The organism is Paraburkholderia sp. CNPSo 3076, from assembly GCF_026343935.1.
Lineage (GTDB): Bacteria > Pseudomonadota > Gammaproteobacteria > Burkholderiales > Burkholderiaceae > Paraburkholderia > Paraburkholderia nodosa.
Genome location: NZ_JAPMAL010000051.1, coordinates 19,988 through 38,106, shown reverse-complemented (window position 1 = coordinate 38,106; position 18,119 = coordinate 19,988). Strand labels below are relative to the sequence as shown.

Here is an 18,119-nt window from a genome sequence, read left to right as displayed (position 1 = left end):
ATGGCTCGCAGCAACTTCTCCGGCGCGATGCTCGGCCGTCCACCTTTTATGTCCGCTTCGTACATCTCGGCGAACAGTCGATCCATCTTCGCCAGCGCTTCGTTCGCCATTACGCGGATCGAACGCAACGGATGCGACTTGGGGACGAAGTCGTCCAGCTTGCGCACGGAAAACAAACTCTCGGTGAAAGTGTCGGCGCCGCGCATGATCTCCAGTGGGTAAGTGGTGGTTCATCTATCAACGCTTCACGAACTCTGCGCGATGACATGTTTCAGCGGTACTTCAGCAACCTGTTAAGTTCATCTTTGCGTAGCTGCTTTAACCTGCCGATGCTCGCGACTTGAGCAATGCCTGCTCCCACATAAACGTCAATTTGGGAGCGAACGCGTAGACGTGGTCGGTGATGAATCGATGACGGAGCGCGTATGGCGCATTTATCCCGAGACGGCGCCTCCTTCTTTCGGCGGAAGCGGTTGCGGGTTGATCGCGGCCCAGTCGACACCTTGAAGCACGCTATCGACAATGGCCACACCGCCGCCTGAGCGCACCGCAAAGAACACCGTTTGTCCGAGCGTGACGGACACTTTCTTCGGATGCGCCTTCAGTCCGTCGATCATCACGAGCGTGGGCTGTGCCAGGCTGCTCATGAAAGCCTCCTGCTCGGCGGGGGTACCGCAGCGCGGATGAGGCTGCACCGTTACCGTGCCGCATAGCTTGGGGTCAGCGATACTGGTCCATTCGAACACGCCCGCACTACCGAAAGCATGCGAATACATGCTGTTCGCAGGAAGGCAGGCACTGTCGAAGCGCGCGTCCCCGTCACCGCCCTGCACGGAAAAGCCCGCGGTCGGCGCCGACTGCGTGGACCACATCACCACGTCGTTACGCTTGATCGCAAGTTCCGCCGGCTCGGCGGCAAAAGCGCCATTGGCGAACGTGACGGTGACATAGTGGGTGCTGGGCGAGGTGCCCGCCTCCTCCGCCACCGAGATTGCAAACGCCGCGTGATGACCCGGCGCACTCAATGCGCCGGGCGCGCCGAGAGCGTAGCGATGCGCCCCAGGCATTGTGAAGCGATGCGCGAAGGTGTCACCGACCCGCAAATAACGGCTGTCCAGACTGTTCATGTTCTGCTCTCCATGCCAACGGTCTCACGAAGCGATGCCTGCCGTGACCACGAGTTCGGCTTTGTCGGTTTGCTGAACCGCGCAATCGAGAGACAGGATATTGATAGACACCGCCGGATCGCTGGGGCCGGCTGCAGGCAGCACCTGCTGCACTGCCGGCTCCTTGTAGATCGTAAAGGTCAGGCCGGAAACGAACGGCGTGAGCAGTGGCCCGAGAAGGCCGGTGATTCCAGCCAGTCCGATTGCCGCCAGCACCGCGGCGATCAGGACACCAATCAACGGTCCGATGAAGGGCACCCACGACACCGCCGCCTCGATGGCAAGCCCGAGCGCGGTGAGGATCGCGGCGGCCTTCAAACTGGTCGAGAGGTTCGGCACCGAAAGTATGCGCACGTGAATGAGCCAGTTGCCGGCGCTCAACTGGGGCAAGACCGAGAAGTCGGCGGAAAAGGTCAGCGTATCCGAATAGCTAAATGGAATCGAAATAGTGGGCCAGTTAATGCAGATCTTTGGCGTGCAGACCTTTCCGACACAGGGAATATCCACGCACACCTGGGGAATGCAGAAATTCGGCAAGAAATCGTTGAGGTCGATTCCGAACGATAGATTCAGGCTGTAGTGCAGATTCACGTCGGCCATTTCAATCGTGTTAGGCGGCGTCAGCACGACAGTGCCGCCTGAAAACGACGCGCTGGCGCCTGCCGACACCACGAACGGTCCCAGGTTGCCAGATGTCGAGGTCGACTGCGTGCCGAGCAGTGTCTCGGCATCGTGCAGCAGGCGCGTGACTGCCACCTGGTCTGCTGCGAGGGTAATGTCGCTCATCGCCGCACTCCTCAGGTGATGTCGCCAAAAACTTCGATCTGGTCGTCTTCCGCGACGGGTCCCTGTTGCAGCGTGAGCGAGATGCCATCGAGCGTAAACACATTGAACGGAATCGTGACCTGCCCGAACGCCCACGTTAGCAATGCAGTCACGATACACTCCACAATCTGCTCGAGCGCCACCGGCTGGATCCCTTCGACCGAGACGTTCACGAGCGTAATGCCGATCGCCCCGGTTCCCGGCGCCGAATTCACGACGCGAGGCGCACACAGCACCGCCACCTGCGACTTGAATTCGATGAGATGCGCGCCACGGTCTCCCGTGCGGCTCTCCTTCGGCGTTCCACACAGGAAGTCGATCACCACGGTGGTATAGACTGTAAACTGGTCGTTGCCGGGCGGTAGCAACTCCGTTGACGAATCGGGCGGTGTGATATCCACCTTCGGTGTTTCGAAGCGAATCAGCGCCTGAAGCCCGAGCAAAAATCCGGGAAGACTCGACGTATCGATCTTCGTGACGAGATTTGGGTTTGTTGCGAATAGCGACGTGCCGTAAGCGAGCAAATGCGGGCGTGCCGTGAAGAAGACATCGAGGAATTTGTCGATGCCAGTTTCGCTTACGCTACCGAATAGATGGTGTGCTCCGGTCAAGCTCATGCAGGGCCTCCCGTGCGATCGACTCTCGAGAAACGGGCAGAAGCAAAGCTCAGCGTACAGCGGTCAGCCCGATTTTTCGAGCCCCCTACCCTCTCACAAACTTATGTTTAACGGTGATTTTCGTCAAGATAAATTCGTTATGCATATTAAATCATCGAAATGCTTTCGAACATTTAATTATTTAGATTTTGTGACACCTGATTTAAGAATTTTCCGGAGAATAGTCTACATACCTCTGGTGTCTACAATGAAATACGCGTTTTATACGCAGCTTCTACAGCACTGTTGAGCGGCAGAACAACTAGAGAGACCTGGAGACGGTTGCGCTGAGAACGTTGTCCGCCTCCCTCATTGTGCAGGCACATCACTTGAAGATTTTCGAGGTTAGCGTTGGAACGCCGATCGAATGAATGCAACTCACAGTGCGCAAACGCACATTTAGTTCATTGGCGGACTGCTAGCTTTTCGAGGGTTTCACCCCACGAAGTCCGATCGTCTCACTCTCGTCGCCACCGACAAAAGGCGACTACAGCACATTCCATCACTTCCGGAGGCAACATGGCCGAGCGACATGACGCGCTTCTCATACATATGCCGAGTGAACACGTCGCCCTCTTGAGTGGCGTCCTCGGGGGCGGTGGTTCACCACCCGTCAATTTCGGGAATGGAAAAGCGACGCGTTTGTTTGAGAACACCAGCATTGATTTCGTTGGTCAGGTATCAGATTGGGTTTATTTCGAACCTGCGGACGCACAGCAACTGAAACCATGGGATCAAGCCCACGACAAGGTATCCGAACTTCTAAGACTGAACGCGCAACTATCGCCAGAGCAGCTCTATGTCGAACCAAACAGCCGCTCTGAGAGAGATATCAAGCCAAACGGAAGCGGAGGCGAAAGCCTGCTTGACAAACGACCCGCCCAAACGGACGGCGGAGTACCGTCGGGACCTCCATATGCCCCCCTAAGCTCATTGAATACCCACTATCCGCCTGCGCTTGGCCCATCCCTATCTCCCGCCTGGCATCTTCAGCATTGTAAATTCCCAGACGCGTGGGTGAAGACGAAAGGCAAGAATGTCCGTATCGCGCATCTCGACATTGGGTGGTGGGAGGAGCACTACTCGAAGCCGATGAATATACGCAAGGATCTTGGCAAGAATTTCGTCGAGAACAATGACAATACACAGGACCCGCAGACGGCCATCGCAAATATTGGACACGGAACGGCGACGTTAGCATTGCTGGCCGGCAACGAGGTGTCGCTCAAATGCGGCGAAGGCGTTCCGGGAACCGATAACGTCTACCAAGGTTACATTGGAGGTGCGCCTGAGGCTGAGGTGGTTCCGGTCAGAATTGCGGGAGTGGGCGGGTCGGTCGTCTATCTCTACGGCGACACGATGGCTCGGGGGTTGAACTACGCGCTCAAGCCAACTGATGGCAAAAAATGCGACGTCGTCAGCTTGAGCCACGGCGGGCTCCCGTCAGAATGTTCGGCAACGCGAGTCAACGCGCTCTATGACGCGGGTGTAGTGGTTGTAGCTGCATCGGGGGACAGTTTTTGGGCGGTCGTCGCGGACATCGCGACTCACTTCACGGTTTACCCTTCAGCGTTTTATCGTGTTGAAACCGCGACCGGAACCACGTTCGACGGCGGACCGTATAAGCGCGACGAGATTGGCGTAATGCAGGGATGTTGGGGCCCCTCAAAAGTAATGGATAAAGCCGTGGCAGGACCGACACCCAATGTGCCATGGATGAAGGTTGGAACTCAATTTGGCTGGGACTTTGACGGCGGTGGAACATCTGCGAGCACACCTCAGATTGCTGCCGCCTGTGCGCTGTGGCTATCTTTGTATGGCAAAGAGCTGCCCGATGATTGGCGTAGGGTTGAAGCATGCAGAGTTGCGCTCCAGAACTCCGTTGACAACTCTAACCCCGACAAGGACACCATTGGTCTCGGACGTCTGAACGTCGCGCAAATGCTAGACCAGGACCTGGCGGACAGCATCATTCAGTTGGTGAAGGACGGCAAGCTCGTCAAGACAGCCCCCGACTCGGTTTCGTTTCCCGTGATTCGGCTGCTTCTCGGACTACCGCCGCCGGGAGACGGTGTACACGAACCAACGCCAAAGCAGAAGATGTTTATGGTTGAAATGGCACAGACGCTGTACAAATCGGCGAATCCGAACTTGATAAAGCTCTTCCAGGACCACGCCGAGGATTCTGAGACGTCACCGGAAATCGATGCTATCCGGCAAGAATTCTTGACCGAGGACATCTCCACTGCGTTGCAGCAGCAACTGTCTGCACCTCCCCATCAGGCGAGCGCGAATCCCTGAACTGAGCGGCCAGACAGATCGTTGACTAGCCGAACCTGGCCGGGATGCCCGGATACAGGTTCGGCCTACCATCGAGCGCCCCGCCAGCGGGAAACCGCAGAACGCTGGCAGGATCGCCTGGACCATCCAGCTCGAGCTTGATGTGCGTCGCTTCCCCTGCGGGAGGGCCGGAGCTTCCCGCTCCCCCGGCTAAAAAGATGCGTGCGAGCGAGAGATTTTCGTCCTTCTCTCGACTGCGCTAACTGGCCGGTCATGGCCTCCGGGCGTGCCTATACTGGTTCCCACTCAACCTGCGAAAGACGCCCGCGCACCCGAAGCGCGTCGCGTTCCTCAGACAAACATAGTATGCAGACCAACACGACATCCAACCTCCACTCGGCCACGACAGACGCGCTTTACCAATACATGGTCGACTGCCGATTCGACATCTCTCATATGAATTCGATGACCCTCTCGATGGCAATCGAATACGTCTACCAGCCGCACCCCCGCTTCTGGCGGGACTTTGATGTCCAAGACCTCTCAGCCGCGATGACGATGCTTATCCCCAACTGGGAGACCGTCCTCGAAGATGGCGTGAAGAAACGGTTGTTTCATGAAATCGCAGTGATGCTCCTAACGAATGCATTTGACGAGGCGAACGCAGAACTGCTGCTGGCTCTGCCAGTGGAAGACCGTCCGACTGACTCAGTCTCCGCTTTCGTCTGGATTTGCGCCGAGTTGCAACGGAATGGCCGCAAGAACGAACTCGCACACGCGCGTCGAGACGGCGACAGGAGTGGAGCGCACGCCCTTGAGACCATGCGCATCCTGCTGGGAAAGATCGACGGAACGACCGCCACCAGGACAGGAACACTTGTCGCCCATACCTACCGCGATGCCGTTATGGCACGGAATCGCGAGCATGCGCGTCAAGCCTCGAAGCGCTAAACGGTGGCGGCAGATTTCAGGCGCTCAATGGCACGTGCCGCAAAGCGGAGCGCAATCAAATTGGAGATTTCGGCCCAACCGATGTCCACGCAAGCTCGAGAAAAACGTTGAGCGGCATGTGGACTATCGTTGCGCAGGTATGGCGCGATGACTTGCTGCAGCGCTACGCTGATCGATCCGACACGTGAGCTGGGCCGTAGCCTAGCCGGCGTAGCGGTTGACTCTCGATCCATCCGCGAGGTTGTCTTTGCTTGCAGGGGTGTTGTTCGATGCTCGCTCCGAATCCAAGAGACGTCATCGAAGCGGCACCCGTCGTCAGCTGCCACTTGCGCAGTCATGTTCGCGTTACCTCGGGGCCTGGTGTTGACTTGATTTTTCCTCTGAACCGTCTCGTCATAATTGTCGCAATTCTGCCGCTTTGAGGGGAAAACTGGTGCTTAAGCGGCAGAATTACGACAATTATGCGGAAGCCTTCTGCGGGTTTTCCGTGCCATTCTGGTCTAGCCGCTACCAACGTAACGATGTCCTCCGCTGAGCCACATTTCGGCTGTGCTATCCTGGTAGCGTACGACTTCCCCGGACCGCAGAAAGCGGGGTGCGAAGCTGAGAACAAGCAAAATGGATGAAAGAAAGCGCGAAAGCATAGTTGCCTACCTGCGCCGCAGGATGGCGGAATTCGGAATCAACCCGGAAGACGTCGCCGCCTCGATTGCGGCGGATCACGAACGGCTGAAGGCAGTACGCTACCGCGACGCCGCAGGTCACACGTGGGACGGCAACGGCGACATTCCGCCGTGGGTTGTGCAAGCAACCAGCGCTGGCCAGTCGCTCGATCACTTTGCAATTGACGGCGCCCCTGAACCAGAGAAGGGTAAGCGCGCCATGGTCGACTGGCGCAACGACCCGTTTGCGGGAACCCGCCTCGCGACGAGTAAATCAGATCGGGTCGGCGCCGCCTGAGAGCCCCTAAGCTAGGCTCTTCACCTACCCCTCGAAGCGACTGCGTGCCCATATTTCCGCGACGGGTGCTTCTGTACCAAAGTATTCGCGATAGGAGTCGCAGAACACTTTGTCGACGGTTTCCTCGGGAAAATCTGCGCCCATAACCCTCTGGAGCAGTTCGACTGTCGCGACCGCGGCGAGGATAACGTCCGAAAGTGCGCATGGCTTATTGTTCATAGAATGCGATATCGGCCTGCCGTTGGCTAACTTGACCCCTTGGATAACGAGAACAAAGGGCGATTCAGCGGGCTTCTCCAATATTTGAAGCTTCGCGTTCGCTCCGCGCCCCCCTAGGACTTGCCCACATATCGGGGAAAAATTGGCGCCAGGGGTGTGTGCGAGGCAGAACCTGCTGCTCCACCTAGCGCTGACGGGCTCCATTGCCACCACTCATGATCGTCAGGATTGCGCAGCCGCTATCCTCCGAGAGTGCGGTTGACTCTCGGACTCGCAACGGCGCAAACTTGTTGGCGCGCACGACGTCTGGAGTTGGCTATGACGAAAGCCGCCTCGAAGCCGAGCCCAACACGACCCTCAGTATCTGAGCGTTTGAAAGGCGTGATTAACAGCGCAGCGGGCGCGATCATGCGAGCGGAAGGCATAGAGCTTGGCCTCGACGCTCCGGACGACGTAGTCGGAGCTAAGCTCAAAAAGGAGGTCAAGTGGTTGCGGCACAAGCTGAAGCTTGAGGCTGGTCAGGGGACTCCAAAGCGGATCAAATCGAGTTGATCCTCGATGGCTCCCCACCTCGTCCACCAAAGTTGCGGCTGGAAGCACGTCTTCCCTGTCACGGATCCAGCCGCGGGGCATTCGCTTGCTGGGACGTTAGGCTGATTATTTTCGTGTACCGTTCACAGCGTCCTTGAATGCCTTGCCCGCCGTAAACTTCACGGTCTTCGCCGCCGCAATTTTGATTTCCTCACCCGTCGCCGGGTTTCGGCCAGTGCGTGCTGCACGCCTGCCCTGACTGAACGACCCGAAGCCAACAAGTTGAACGGTGTCGCCCTTAACCACAGCCTTGGTAACCGCTCCGATATCGGCGTCAACCGCTTCGCCGGTGACGGCCTTACTCGCACCCGTTGCAGCTGCCACCGCGTCAATCAGTTCCTGTTTGTTCATAAAGTTAACCTTCTTTCGGTTAGTCGAGTGATGGTACACATTCCCAAAAACGGTTACCTGACCAAGCGCTACGGCCAAGAATCCGCGTACCGTACCGCAGAGATCGCAGCGCGCACAAGTCCGTGGCGCCGATTTCCCAGCATCGTTTGATGCCTTCAAGATAGAGGTTTTCTCCGCTGCCAGTTCGCGAGTGCACCGTTCGGTACAGCCCCCCGCGCTCGCGCAACGGCCTCAGTTAATTCGCCTGGACGCCAAGCGTCTTACCTGCGTCTAGCGCCTGAGCGATGCTCTGCACCGCATGATCTTTGATTTTGCCGATCAAGTCGGGACTGTCGTGTAGCTAAAGCTCGCAGCGTCAAGCACTTCCAGAAACGCCTCCGGCACCAATGAGAAGTTGACAGTGCCGTCGTTGCCTCCACTCTCTGGCGGCTCAGAAACGACATGCGCGCCCCGTTTCCGGCTCCACTCCACAAAGAGTTCACGGAAATCTCGAGCTCGTTGTGTAGCTACAGCAACAGTGACCATTCTTTGCTCCAGTTGAACTACGATTCGACGAATGTGGCTCTATGCATTGTTTTTCCGTCGTGGATGCCGACATACAGTCCCGTTGGAAAGGGTGCGGTGCCGACAATAATGAAGACGATACCGGCAACACCGGCATCCGACGCGGCCCTCGCATAGTCTTCTGCCAGCGCGTTATCGTCCGCCGAAGGGCTGGGATGTGACTCAGGGTGGGTGTGCCATACGCCAGCGCAATGCAACTGGTTCTCAAACATGATTCTGCGTTCTGCTTCGGCTAGAGCTTTATCGATAACGACGCGCGTCCTCCGTGCGCATTTTGGTTGCAGGACGGTTGCAATTCGAATCGCCACTTCGCTTGAGGAGAGTGACGAAGCAAACAATTGCCCGACACTTTCCGTGCTCGTGACATTGGCTTGCACACGAGACCGAAGTGTTTCAATAGCTTCATTGCACAGCACCAGCTCCAATGCAGTGCCTGGCATGGCAAACCGGATCATCCCATCCCCTCTTGCAATGCCAGGGCGTCGCTGAGACTTCGAGTAAGGCGCACAGAATGGAATACATCTTTCGAATGCGGCACCAAGGAGCGCGGCACCACATCGACACCGAGCGACTCGAAATAGGTGGTCGAGCGAACGATAGACCATACCGTCGAAGGCTTAGGATTTTTGGCATCCAATACGCTAAGCACACATTCGCACGCGGCCGCTGCCACCGCGCTCACATCGGCAATGCCATACTCGTGGAAACCAGCGTTACACGCCGGCAGAACAATTTCCGTGTCATCGCGCCAGTCTGCTGCGTGAATTCGTAAAACCGGGTCGTCTGCCGGCCATACCGTGTCCTTGTCGATGAGCACTACATGCGATGCGGCACAAAACGGCTCCATCCACGTATGCATGATGGGTGTGCCAGGGAATATGGTATTGCGTACCTCGCTGAGAAAGCGGCGCACGTCCTCCTCGCCGGTGCAGTCGACGACGAGGTCGAAATCCCCAGGGCGGCACTGAGCAAGAATCCAGTCTGCCGCCATGGCGCGATGGCCTTTTACTACTGCGCCAGGAGTGTCTGCATTCAGTTGTGACGCAAGCTCGACGGCTTTGGGCTTGAACAGCGCGCGTAGTCCGAGGGGATGCCGCGAAACGTTCTCAGGCATCAGCTCATCCATGTCGACGAGCGTTGCTGCCTGCAGACCGGCCTTCACAAGCCCAATTGCCAGCGGTGCGCCTAGTGACCCACATCCGAGCACGAGGACACGCTTCGACCGCCGATGCTCCATGCGATCAAGGCGCTGGTCACGCACGATCGCCCAATCCGGGTCCATGCGCGTGACGTTGACAGGCACGATACCCGGCCCGTCGAGCCCGGGGATCATCGGGGCCGTCAGCTGATAGGCAAAAGACGAGTTGGACGATGTGAAGACCACGAACCCGGCAGCTGGTGCCTTTGGCTCAGTAATGCACCATTCGACCAGATTGAACTCGCCATCGGTTGCCGTATGGGTGAGATACGCCAGTTCGCCAAAAGTTTTTGGCCAGTTGCTCGGGGTCCAGCAAACGGACGCCGGCAGCGGGAGAAAGATCGCACGCGCGAGTTCCAGTGTGCCGCGCGCGAGGCCGTGTCTGCGCGCCAGGAAGTTCGGATCGACGTTCGGGCCGGCAGCGACACCGACGCGCCCCGATTCGTAGATCGCGACGCGCGCTTCAACCGCAGCATTGACGAGGCCGACGGCGTTGAGCAGCTGCCGCACAGTCCAGCGCATCCTGAGCTTCGCGCTGAACCCACAAAAGCGGCTCCAATATGCGAGCGACTCGCGCTCAAATTCGGCGGTGACCCAGCCGATATCGTTGCACCTGTCGAGGAACTCGTCGAACGCCGCGAGCGCCGCATGCACAGCCTGCTCGGGATGCGCGTACGCGTTGGAATCGCTAAGGGTTCCGAGGCAGACAAGCCCGGTTTCCTCGACATGCGGAAGCGTGAGACACAGGGCACTGTCGACCATAATGCGAGGGGCACGCGCAGGGAAGCCACGCGGTAAAACGAGTTTGACACGCGTGCGGCCTCTCAACACCGGGTGCTGCAGATCAAACTCCCACGCGTGGGTCGCGCCGGAACGCCCGCTTACGCGCCTCAGGAATGCGGCACCCTCACCATCCAGCCACCTTGCCACTGCCGCCACCTGGGACGCGAAAGGCGCAACCCGCTCTTCTGCGCTCATGCGAGAGTGGTCTTCTTGCTACCGATGGGGACCGGTGCGACGGGCTCGCCGCGTTCGCCTCCGGGCACGGTCTTCATCAGCGAATTGAGCAGGCCGGTCGGGGCCGGCGCGATGCTGGCTTTCCATGCATCTACGCCATGCTGTCCAAAAATCTCGCGGATACGCGCCTCGTTGCTGCGGGAATAGGAATCCGCGAACAGCGCAGCCAAATCGCTTTTCAGCTTCGCATGCCAGCGGAAGAACGCGCCGGCGCGCAGGCCATCATCCTCGTTCCACCGCTCCGCAAAATTCTCCTCGGTGTGCGTCGGGTTGTTCACCGTGTACGCCTGCCCATCGTATCCGATGTAATCCGGCATGCGCTCAACAACGTCAAGCAGCACCTCAATCGCGTTCGAATACATGTGACGCATTTGATAGACGTCCTTGTACGCCCACGTCGCCAGGGTCACAAGGATGACAGAGATGGGCTTCCCCTCCTTCACTTCGTCCGAGGCGCCGAAATACATGAGGTCACGATGGAGCTTGATAAGCTGGACGGTGCGGCGCAGGACATCGTCTACGGAAATCGGCTCTGAAGGCACCTCGTCAATCTGGTGACGTGCGTCAAACGCCCTCTTGAGCAACATCTGAAATTCGAACTTCTGCTCAGCGGCATCACAAAACCAGTTGGCAAAATCTTCCGGATTCGAGGGGCTCCAGCCAGTATCGGGATCGCGCACGCGCAGATCCGTGCCCGTAATATCGAAGCTCCCAGGAAGTGCGGGCGTGACATCGAAATAGAACGGCTCGTTCGGGTACTGCAGGCGCCAACAGCGCGACTTCGGCTTCGGCTCCCCAGCCGCATCATTGAGCCCGCGCAGCGCGTCGCCGAAGTCCGCGAAGAACTCGTCAGGGTCAATACCAATGAAGCGCTCGCCGTCGAGTTTTACCACGATGTCGAGGTCGAACTTCTCCCGGCCGCGCGGCGCAACCGTCGTTTGCGTGCGCATCGAGCCCTGAACGACGATATGCACATCGGTCTCACCGACGCCGAGTTTGCGTGCGACCTGCTTTGACAGCGTGTCATAGTGATCGCCGGCGCGGTCTTTTTCCTCCGCGCTCAGCTCGAGTTTCGAAAGAAGTCTCACCATCAGCTCCTCCCACTGCCGAGCCTCCTGGTCAACCGCCACCTTCTCCATGAAGGTTTTCGCAAGCGTGCGTTTGGTATTCATGCTCTGGTCTTCCTTTGCGTCACGTTACCGACAATTTGTTAGGCACCGACTTCTCTGAACATCTGCTCACCAAAGACTACCGCGATTCACCTAAAGCAAAGCAATGCTCTCACCCGACTGCAGCTCCTCGACTCGGCTGTTGGTAATCTTGATGGTCGGGAGAAACGGTGACCCCGACCCCGGGGGCGTTTCGTAACAGACGTAGGTCGCATGATTTCTTGCCTGCAATTTCTGGCCTATCTTGAAGCACGCGCTCGCAGGCGCGCCGACAAAGAGGTGCACCGTCTTGACCTTCCATTCGTCCTGCATCTTCTCAACCGCCTGCTGGATCACCACGGCCAGCAAATCGAGGTCCATCGGATGACCAATGATATTCGCCCGCAAAGAGCCCGGCTCGGTTGCCGTAACCTCCAGCGCGCCGATTGCAAATTCTCCGTCGCGGAACAATTCGGCGGGCAGCCGGCCCGGATCAATCTCAAACGTCAGCGAGACGATGAGACATGCTTCCTCCTCACCGGCGTGCGGGCGAAGTTCCTTAATGCAGTATTTGTCCACCGCAGGCGGCAGAGCATTTTCATTGAACGCCCACTTCCCGCCTGGAAGATGTGCCGGCCGGTCCCGGTCGTACTGGAATACGACAACTCGGCTGCCCTCACCGACGATTCGTCCAGCCAAAACCAGCATCGAAGTGCTGTGGAGCGGGAAAATTGCCAACGGCACCGCGTTGCCCTCATGGCTCAATGTGCCATTCAAGCGCTTGCGCATCAACGGGATGTCGTCTCGCAACGATTCGAAGAGCGAACCCCAGTAATGCGCTACATGGGGATTGTGCAGGTGACCGCCGTTATAGAAGTACCGCTGCGGGCCGGACACCGACATGCGCAGCCGGCGGGTCCAGATTGCCTCTTCTGCGTCGCGCTGAATGAAACGGGGCGACTGCGCTGTAATGTTGCCCATCACCACGATAGGCAACGCCTCTTCGTATCGCAGAGTATCAAGCAGTCTTTTAACTTCATTGACGCTGTCCTGTCGCATATTGCGCAAGATATCGACCGTGAAACGGTCGGGGTCGACCCGATCGATACGACGATGGCACTCGTCGCACATCAACATGATGTTGTCGATTTCGTTTGAACGGACTCCGGAAAGCAACTGGTCACCCCGTGGACCCTTCTTCGATGAGGCGATAATATGCGCGAAGTATGAAAAATTTCCTCGGGTTCCGCTCTGGCTTTCCCGCTGGAGATCCTTTCCGCACCCCGCAAACTGGCATCGCCAGCCGCAGAGGTAGCCGAGGTACAACATGTCGTCTTTCTTCGGCGGATCTCCACGGCCTTCTGCGCCCGTGAGTTCCTCCGCTTCACGGAGCCAGCCGTCGACGAATTCAGCCGATCCGAGGACGCTAGTCTCGGCAGAAAGCTCGTACGTCCCGGGCGACTTTTCGACTTCCCACCATCTGAGTTTCCCCCCGTCCACGACGGTATTAGCCGCCGCGCCGGATCTGAGCCCAAAATCGCCACGCCCGAACTCTGCCCACCCACGAGCGGCGTCCGTTCGTGCCGCCGCGAGCGCGGTGAATCCATTGGCCACAATCAGCAGCTCGCATCCAGCAGCTGCCTGCTCGCCAATGGCGCGTGCCAGGGCCTCGTCGCTCAGCGGGACGACGCTTTGGGTATCAGGTGCTTCCGTCATTGTTATCTCAGTTCTCTGAACGGTCAGGAAATATTCACGACGAACGCACCGCTGCGGGCGACTAAATGCCCCTGCTTGACGATGAAACACTCGATCGTGTGCGAGCCGGAATATGCAGTCGATTCGTGGTGTACGGCCGAGCCACGCTCCACAGCGCCGAGGTCAAACCCGCCACGGAGCTGGTTCGCACGCGTTGCTTCAAAGCCCGAGTTCACGATCTGCCAGTACACGTCATATGGTGCCGGCACATCCGTACTCATCTCGAATGTCAGGGACGCGCCCTTGCGCAGCGGATCCGAATCGCTATAGAAGCGCATCGGGCGTGAGAACCCATTTGCGAGCCACGTGGCCTTCTTAATCTGGGCAGTTCCCTCGCGGACTTCCGGCCACGGTGCGCGCTGCTTATGCGGCGCGCTGATGAGGGCCGCCCGAGACGGCGACAGTGTTGCCAACGTACGAGTTTTCGACAGCCGCGGCGCGCCGGCTTCCAATGCGATGCGCTCGCCGGTAAATCGCTTCGCCGCCTCGACGAGCATCGGACTCTGCCATTGCGCTGTCAGCTCAGCGAAGTCCTCGCGTGCCCTGCTCAACCACGCATAGAAACTCCGGCGGCGCTCCGGATACTGGCGCCAGCGGTCGGCGAAGTTCTCGGCCGGGTCGGTCGGATTCAGAATGACGGCGTTGCCCTGCGCATCCTGTCCGATGAAAGAGTCCATCCTCCGCAGGATGCTGCCGAGGGCCTGGGCCACGGTGGGCTCGTTCTGATATGCCCGACCCGCAAGAGTGGTTAGGATGATCGAAATCGGTTTGTTGTCTGGATCCTCGGCGAACATGAGGTCCCGGTGCCGCTTGAGAAGCTGCACAGCCTGTTGCAGCGGCGTCTTTACGCGGTACGAAGGGATGTCCTCTACCGATGCCTTCGCCTCAAGCGCCAACGCGCCACGCCGAGCATCGAAGGTCACCTTCATACGACTACGGAACCACTTCGTGTACCCGCGAGGGTTGCTGTGCGGCCAGGCATCGCAGGCAACGTCGTACAGCGGATGCTCGTTGTCTGTGATGGCGATAGCGGTTTCCGTCCAGTCGCTGCTGAATCCTCGCACCTCGAGGAGACGGCGCATGCCTTCCCCGTCCGGAATAGCCGGAAGCGCGTCCAGATGGAACTGTGCACCATCTGCGTATTCGAGAGTCCAGCAGCGGCGGCTCTCGCCAACCTCCTTCATGCCGTGCACCTTGGCGTAGAGATCCATCTCATAGCCGAGCATCTCTTTCAACTGGCGCTGCGATAGATGCTTGCCGGCTCCCTTCATCTCGCAGACGAGGTCGACGGCGTAGTGTTCGTCCTCATTCACAGGCTTGATGGGGATGCCAAGTCTGAAAGATCCTTGAACGTACACGTCTGGGTCGAAGTCTTTGAGCGTGGAGTCGTCGCGACCAAGCCATTCGCCAACCGACTTGTAGCGACGCTTCGCCTCCTCGTAGCGGGACGGCGGCACATCCAGTTCGTCCGCCAATCGCTCCAAATACTCCATCGCACTGGCGGTCACTATGTGCTGCGCTTCAATATCGGTCGTCATCTCAAACGTCCCCTGATCCCTCAAGGCTAGTTATGGCCCTAAATATGACTCCGCTACCGCCTCGGCCGCCCGCGGCACAGATCGCATCACCCTATCGAGCATCATACATAATCATTTTGATGATGTCACCAAGCAATTATGATTGACCGCATTGACCATATCGCGTAGGATGTCAATATGGCCAAAGTACAGACTGAACAGCGACTTCAACTTCTGGAGCAGCTCCCGCGGAGTCAGCGTGAGCGACTCTCTCATATAGATTTCAAGCTCTATTTCCTGGGCGAACTGAGGCGTTCCGACGTCGTCGAACGTTTCGAGACAGGCCCAGCGGGGGCGACGCGTGACATCGCGATGTACAGAGAGATAGCCCCAGAAAACCTTCAACTAGATCCCACCACGAAGGCATACCTGCCAACGCTGGAATTCACACCGCTTTTTGAACATCAGGCGCAACGCGTCTTGACCGCGCTCTCCCAGGGTTTCGGCGAAGGCATTGGCGAAAATCTGCAGCCAATGGTTCGCTGTGAATTTCCGAATGCCCTGAGCCTTCCCAAGATGTCAGTCCTTGCACCCATCACCCGAGCAATCCATCGAGGCAAAGCTGTTCGATTGGGCTATACATCCATTGACAGTGGGAAGAGCGAGCGTGAAATCGTCCCTTTGGCCCTGGTAGATACCGGCATTCGATGGCATGTGCGCGCGTTCGACCGAAAGAGTCAGCAATTCAGAGATTTCGTGCTGACCCGCATGGCAAATCCAACGGTTCTTGATGACGCGCCGGTTGACAGCAGTGAGAGCGCAGAACACGACGTTCAGTGGAGCCGCCTAATCGAACTTGAGTTGGTCCCCCATCCTGCTCACCCACGGCCTGAAGTCGTGCAGTCCGATTACGAGATGCCCGATGGCGTTTTGAAGGTCAAAGTCCGAGCAGCAAATGCCGGATATATTTTGCGGCGATGGAGTGTCGACTGTTCGCCTGATCACAGCCTTCGCGGACCCGAATACGCACTGTGGCTCGCTGACCCACTTGCGTTGTATGGCGCAACTAGCGCCTCGTTGGCCCCAGGATATAAAGACCCAAGGCCGGAGGGCGAGCGCCGCGTAGTACGTGCCCTCTAGTTTCTCGGCCGCCATGCTGTTGGCAGCGTGATCATGAACCACCGCTACAACAGCGAAACCCCTGACATCGAAGCACGATAGCAAATACGAAACGCCTGCCAAATGTGAGTCCATGAGCCCCGAAATCATCTTCACCCAAGACTATAGCTACGATGTAACGGTATCGCACGCTGAACTTGGAGAATTAGGAGATGGCAGGCTCACTTTCGGGCCTGGCAAAGGCACTACCCTGCAGTTCAGACTGAGTAGCCTCAAGCTCACTGAGCGACAAACTCTCGATGAAGTTCTTGCAGTCACCGAGGACGGCCAGCAATTTACTCTCTTTGACTGCCGGTTTGAACAGCTGTTCCTCTCATGCGAATACATTGTTGGCGCCAAGACTACCGATGCTGTCGTTCTGGCAGAGATAGAGGTCCTGGACATATCGCCGTGGTTTTTTGGGTACCAGCGTATGAGTGGTGTGCCTGGAAAACAGATAGAGTGGATCAACACGCCTGACGAGATAAGCGCGAGCCTGCAGCTTGATGGCAAAGGCGTTGCCATCAAGGCTTACCCGCATACCACCATCGTTCAGACCAACGACGGCCACGCAATCAAGGATTCGGTTCTCTTCAGCATTGAGAGTACCTCACCCTTGAGTATGGAGAACGTTCGCCGATACGCCATCGACCTGATGGCTTTGCTGAGCGTACTCCTCGGAACACCAGTCTCAATCGCGAGCGTGGCTGTAACGTCTGGCCGCGGTCCCACTGGATACGCGCTTTTCCCTTTTTATGAGCGTGAAGCCGACACGGAAGCTCGAAAGAAAAGTGGCATGGACTACTTCATCAAGAAGTCCATCTTTGAAGAAAACTGGCAAACCATAGTCCAGAATTTCTACTCCTCGAAGTTGCGCGATGCGCTATGGCTGCGCCTGTCAGGAATGAAGCGATACAAGGACTTCTGGGAATACAAGGTCCTGGGTTACGTCACCCTTTGGGAGGCATATATCTCATCTCGAACACTGAGCCTTGGAAAGAAACACATTCCGTCACCCAAAAGGGAAATCAGGATCTTTCATGAAAGGATAGACCAAAGCAATCTCAATCTGACGCACGATCAGGCTCACGGAGTGAAAAATATAGCGGATACAGTTTTTCAGACCAGGGCATACACACTGCTGGAGAAAACTGAGATTGTCGTTTCTCAGGCAGACGCCGACGTAATCAAAATCATCGACCTGTCCGCAGAAGCCCTTGCCAAGCTAAAAAAACTCCGGGACGAGATAGCGCACGGTGACATCATCACCATTCCTCCTGATGAACACCCCCTTCTATCGATCCGCGTCGAGAAGCTGACCCTATTGCTAACCTACTTCGCCTTTACTGAGTTTGGACTGAAAAAGAGCGACTTTCTTGCTTGCCTGCAGGGGACATGGAACAGAATGGTCAGAGGTGCCAGCCTGAATGAGGCGCACCTAGATAAGGTTATGGGGACAGCCGAGTTCATTGCCCTGTCCAGCGAAAACCTTCTTGCCTTGCGGCCGCTGGCTAACGGACAGGTGCTTCGCTGTTTCCACAGGGACAAAAATGGGGAGGTTACCTTCTCCCAAGATGACACGAAGACATACCTCGCCAAGCTCCATTCCAATGCGATGGGTAACAATCCGAACTACAGTGAAGTATTCAACAACAACGAGAAGAAAATTCGGCTAATTCCCAACCTGTACTTTGAGGATGGGCGCGAGAACCATCTTCATTTTAGTAGCGCCTTCCTCTTCGAGTGATGAGCACAAAGCAATT

Annotated in this window: 15 protein-coding genes and 1 pseudogene; 6 read left to right on the top strand and 10 right to left on the bottom strand. The window is 57.4% G+C overall.

What is annotated here, in order from left to right:
• The 4 genes and pseudogenes from M3A49_RS38375 to M3A49_RS38360 all read right to left on the bottom strand — a co-directional run.
• A pseudogene (locus M3A49_RS38375) lies at positions 1–206 on the bottom strand (IS5/IS1182 family transposase); the annotation flags it as partial.
• 228 nt (positions 207–434) lie between these two features.
• On the bottom strand, positions 435–1,127 hold the full coding sequence (locus M3A49_RS38370) for a cupredoxin domain-containing protein (protein ID WP_266233484.1): 693 nt from the start codon (positions 1,125–1,127) through the stop codon (positions 435–437).
• Positions 1,128–1,151: 24 nt separating this feature from the next.
• Entirely contained in the window at positions 1,152–1,952 is an 801-nt protein-coding gene (locus M3A49_RS38365; RefSeq protein WP_266233483.1) for a hypothetical protein, read from the bottom strand.
• A gap of 11 nt (positions 1,953–1,963) precedes the next feature.
• Complete coding sequence (locus M3A49_RS38360) at positions 1,964–2,608, bottom strand: hypothetical protein (RefSeq protein WP_266233482.1); 645 nt, start codon at positions 2,606–2,608, stop codon at positions 1,964–1,966.
• 558 nt (positions 2,609–3,166) lie between these two features.
• Here M3A49_RS38360 and M3A49_RS38355 point away from each other — a divergent pair.
• From M3A49_RS38355 to M3A49_RS38340, 4 genes are all read left to right on the top strand, one after another.
• Positions 3,167–4,948 (top strand): S8/S53 family peptidase, encoded by a 1,782-nt coding sequence (locus M3A49_RS38355; RefSeq protein ID WP_266233481.1) that lies wholly within the window; start codon positions 3,167–3,169, stop codon positions 4,946–4,948.
• A gap of 345 nt (positions 4,949–5,293) precedes the next feature.
• Entirely contained in the window at positions 5,294–5,878 is a 585-nt protein-coding gene (locus M3A49_RS38350; RefSeq protein WP_266233480.1) for a hypothetical protein, read from the top strand.
• 618 nt (positions 5,879–6,496) lie between these two features.
• Positions 6,497–6,838 (top strand): H-NS family nucleoid-associated regulatory protein, encoded by a 342-nt coding sequence (locus M3A49_RS38345; protein WP_266233478.1) that lies wholly within the window; start codon positions 6,497–6,499, stop codon positions 6,836–6,838.
• A 537-nt stretch (positions 6,839–7,375) separates the two neighbouring features.
• Complete coding sequence (locus M3A49_RS38340) at positions 7,376–7,609, top strand: hypothetical protein (protein WP_266233477.1); 234 nt, start codon at positions 7,376–7,378, stop codon at positions 7,607–7,609.
• Positions 7,610–7,714: 105 nt separating this feature from the next.
• Here the strand turns inward: M3A49_RS38340 and M3A49_RS38335 are convergent, their stop codons facing one another.
• The 6 genes from M3A49_RS38335 to M3A49_RS38310 all read right to left on the bottom strand — a co-directional run bounded on the left by M3A49_RS38335 (position 7,715) and on the right by M3A49_RS38310 (position 15,219).
• On the bottom strand, positions 7,715–7,999 hold the full coding sequence (locus M3A49_RS38335) for an HU family DNA-binding protein (RefSeq protein WP_266233476.1): 285 nt from the start codon (positions 7,997–7,999) through the stop codon (positions 7,715–7,717).
• 542 nt (positions 8,000–8,541) lie between these two features.
• The gene (locus tag M3A49_RS38330; RefSeq protein WP_266233474.1) at positions 8,542–9,018 is read right to left on the bottom strand and encodes a Mov34/MPN/PAD-1 family protein; all 477 of its coding nucleotides are present in this window, start codon (positions 9,016–9,018) and stop codon (positions 8,542–8,544) included.
• Positions 9,015–10,739 carry a ThiF family adenylyltransferase gene (locus tag M3A49_RS38325; protein ID WP_266233473.1) on the bottom strand — a complete coding sequence of 575 codons (1,725 nt, stop codon included), beginning with the start codon at positions 10,737–10,739 and terminating at the stop codon, positions 9,015–9,017. Before M3A49_RS38325 ends, M3A49_RS38330 begins: the two co-directional genes overlap by 4 nt.
• Positions 10,736–11,950, bottom strand: coding sequence for a nucleotidyltransferase (locus M3A49_RS38320; RefSeq protein ID WP_266233472.1), 1,215 nt, complete (start codon positions 11,948–11,950; stop codon positions 10,736–10,738). Before M3A49_RS38320 ends, M3A49_RS38325 begins: the two co-directional genes overlap by 4 nt.
• Before the next feature lie 90 nt (positions 11,951–12,040).
• Positions 12,041–13,642: an SAVED domain-containing protein gene (locus tag M3A49_RS38315; protein ID WP_266233471.1), complete on the bottom strand. Its 1,602-nt coding sequence runs from the start codon at positions 13,640–13,642 to the stop codon at positions 12,041–12,043.
• Between the two features lie 23 nt (positions 13,643–13,665).
• The gene (locus M3A49_RS38310) at positions 13,666–15,219 is read right to left on the bottom strand and encodes a nucleotidyltransferase (RefSeq protein WP_266233470.1); all 1,554 of its coding nucleotides are present in this window, start codon (positions 15,217–15,219) and stop codon (positions 13,666–13,668) included.
• Positions 15,220–15,396: 177 nt separating this feature from the next.
• Here M3A49_RS38310 and M3A49_RS38305 point away from each other — a divergent pair, with 177 nt between their 5' ends.
• Positions 15,397–16,338, top strand: coding sequence for a WYL domain-containing protein (locus M3A49_RS38305; RefSeq protein WP_266233469.1), 942 nt, complete (start codon positions 15,397–15,399; stop codon positions 16,336–16,338).
• Positions 16,339–16,450: 112 nt separating this feature from the next.
• Positions 16,451–18,103, top strand: coding sequence for a hypothetical protein (locus tag M3A49_RS38300; RefSeq protein WP_266233468.1), 1,653 nt, complete (start codon positions 16,451–16,453; stop codon positions 18,101–18,103).
• The last annotated feature ends 16 nt before the right edge of the window (positions 18,104–18,119 follow it).

What these genes read in the sequence shown, in the direction of transcription:
- M3A49_RS38365 (WP_266233483.1), bottom strand. Translation starts at nt 1,952, where the DNA reads ATGAGCGACATTACCCTCGCAGCAGACCAGGTGGCAGTCACGCGCCTG.
- M3A49_RS38305 (WP_266233469.1), top strand. Translation starts at nt 15,397, where the DNA reads ATGGCCAAAGTACAGACTGAACAGCGACTTCAACTTCTGGAGCAGCTC.
- M3A49_RS38315 (WP_266233471.1), bottom strand. Translation starts at nt 13,642, where the DNA reads ATGACGGAAGCACCTGATACCCAAAGCGTCGTCCCGCTGAGCGACGAG.
- M3A49_RS38310 (WP_266233470.1), bottom strand. Translation starts at nt 15,219, where the DNA reads ATGACGACCGATATTGAAGCGCAGCACATAGTGACCGCCAGTGCGATG.
- M3A49_RS38330 (WP_266233474.1), bottom strand. Translation starts at nt 9,018, where the DNA reads ATGATCCGGTTTGCCATGCCAGGCACTGCATTGGAGCTGGTGCTGTGC.
- M3A49_RS38350 (WP_266233480.1), top strand. Translation starts at nt 5,294, where the DNA reads ATGCAGACCAACACGACATCCAACCTCCACTCGGCCACGACAGACGCG.
- M3A49_RS38325 (WP_266233473.1), bottom strand. Translation starts at nt 10,739, where the DNA reads ATGAGCGCAGAAGAGCGGGTTGCGCCTTTCGCGTCCCAGGTGGCGGCA.
- M3A49_RS38355 (WP_266233481.1), top strand. Translation starts at nt 3,167, where the DNA reads ATGGCCGAGCGACATGACGCGCTTCTCATACATATGCCGAGTGAACAC.
- M3A49_RS38360 (WP_266233482.1), bottom strand. Translation starts at nt 2,608, where the DNA reads ATGAGCTTGACCGGAGCACACCATCTATTCGGTAGCGTAAGCGAAACT.
- M3A49_RS38300 (WP_266233468.1), top strand. Translation starts at nt 16,451, where the DNA reads ATGAGCCCCGAAATCATCTTCACCCAAGACTATAGCTACGATGTAACG.
- M3A49_RS38345 (WP_266233478.1), top strand. Translation starts at nt 6,497, where the DNA reads ATGGATGAAAGAAAGCGCGAAAGCATAGTTGCCTACCTGCGCCGCAGG.
- M3A49_RS38340 (WP_266233477.1), top strand. Translation starts at nt 7,376, where the DNA reads ATGACGAAAGCCGCCTCGAAGCCGAGCCCAACACGACCCTCAGTATCT.
- M3A49_RS38370 (WP_266233484.1), bottom strand. Translation starts at nt 1,127, where the DNA reads ATGAACAGTCTGGACAGCCGTTATTTGCGGGTCGGTGACACCTTCGCG.
- M3A49_RS38320 (WP_266233472.1), bottom strand. Translation starts at nt 11,950, where the DNA reads ATGAATACCAAACGCACGCTTGCGAAAACCTTCATGGAGAAGGTGGCG.
- M3A49_RS38335 (WP_266233476.1), bottom strand. Translation starts at nt 7,999, where the DNA reads ATGAACAAACAGGAACTGATTGACGCGGTGGCAGCTGCAACGGGTGCG.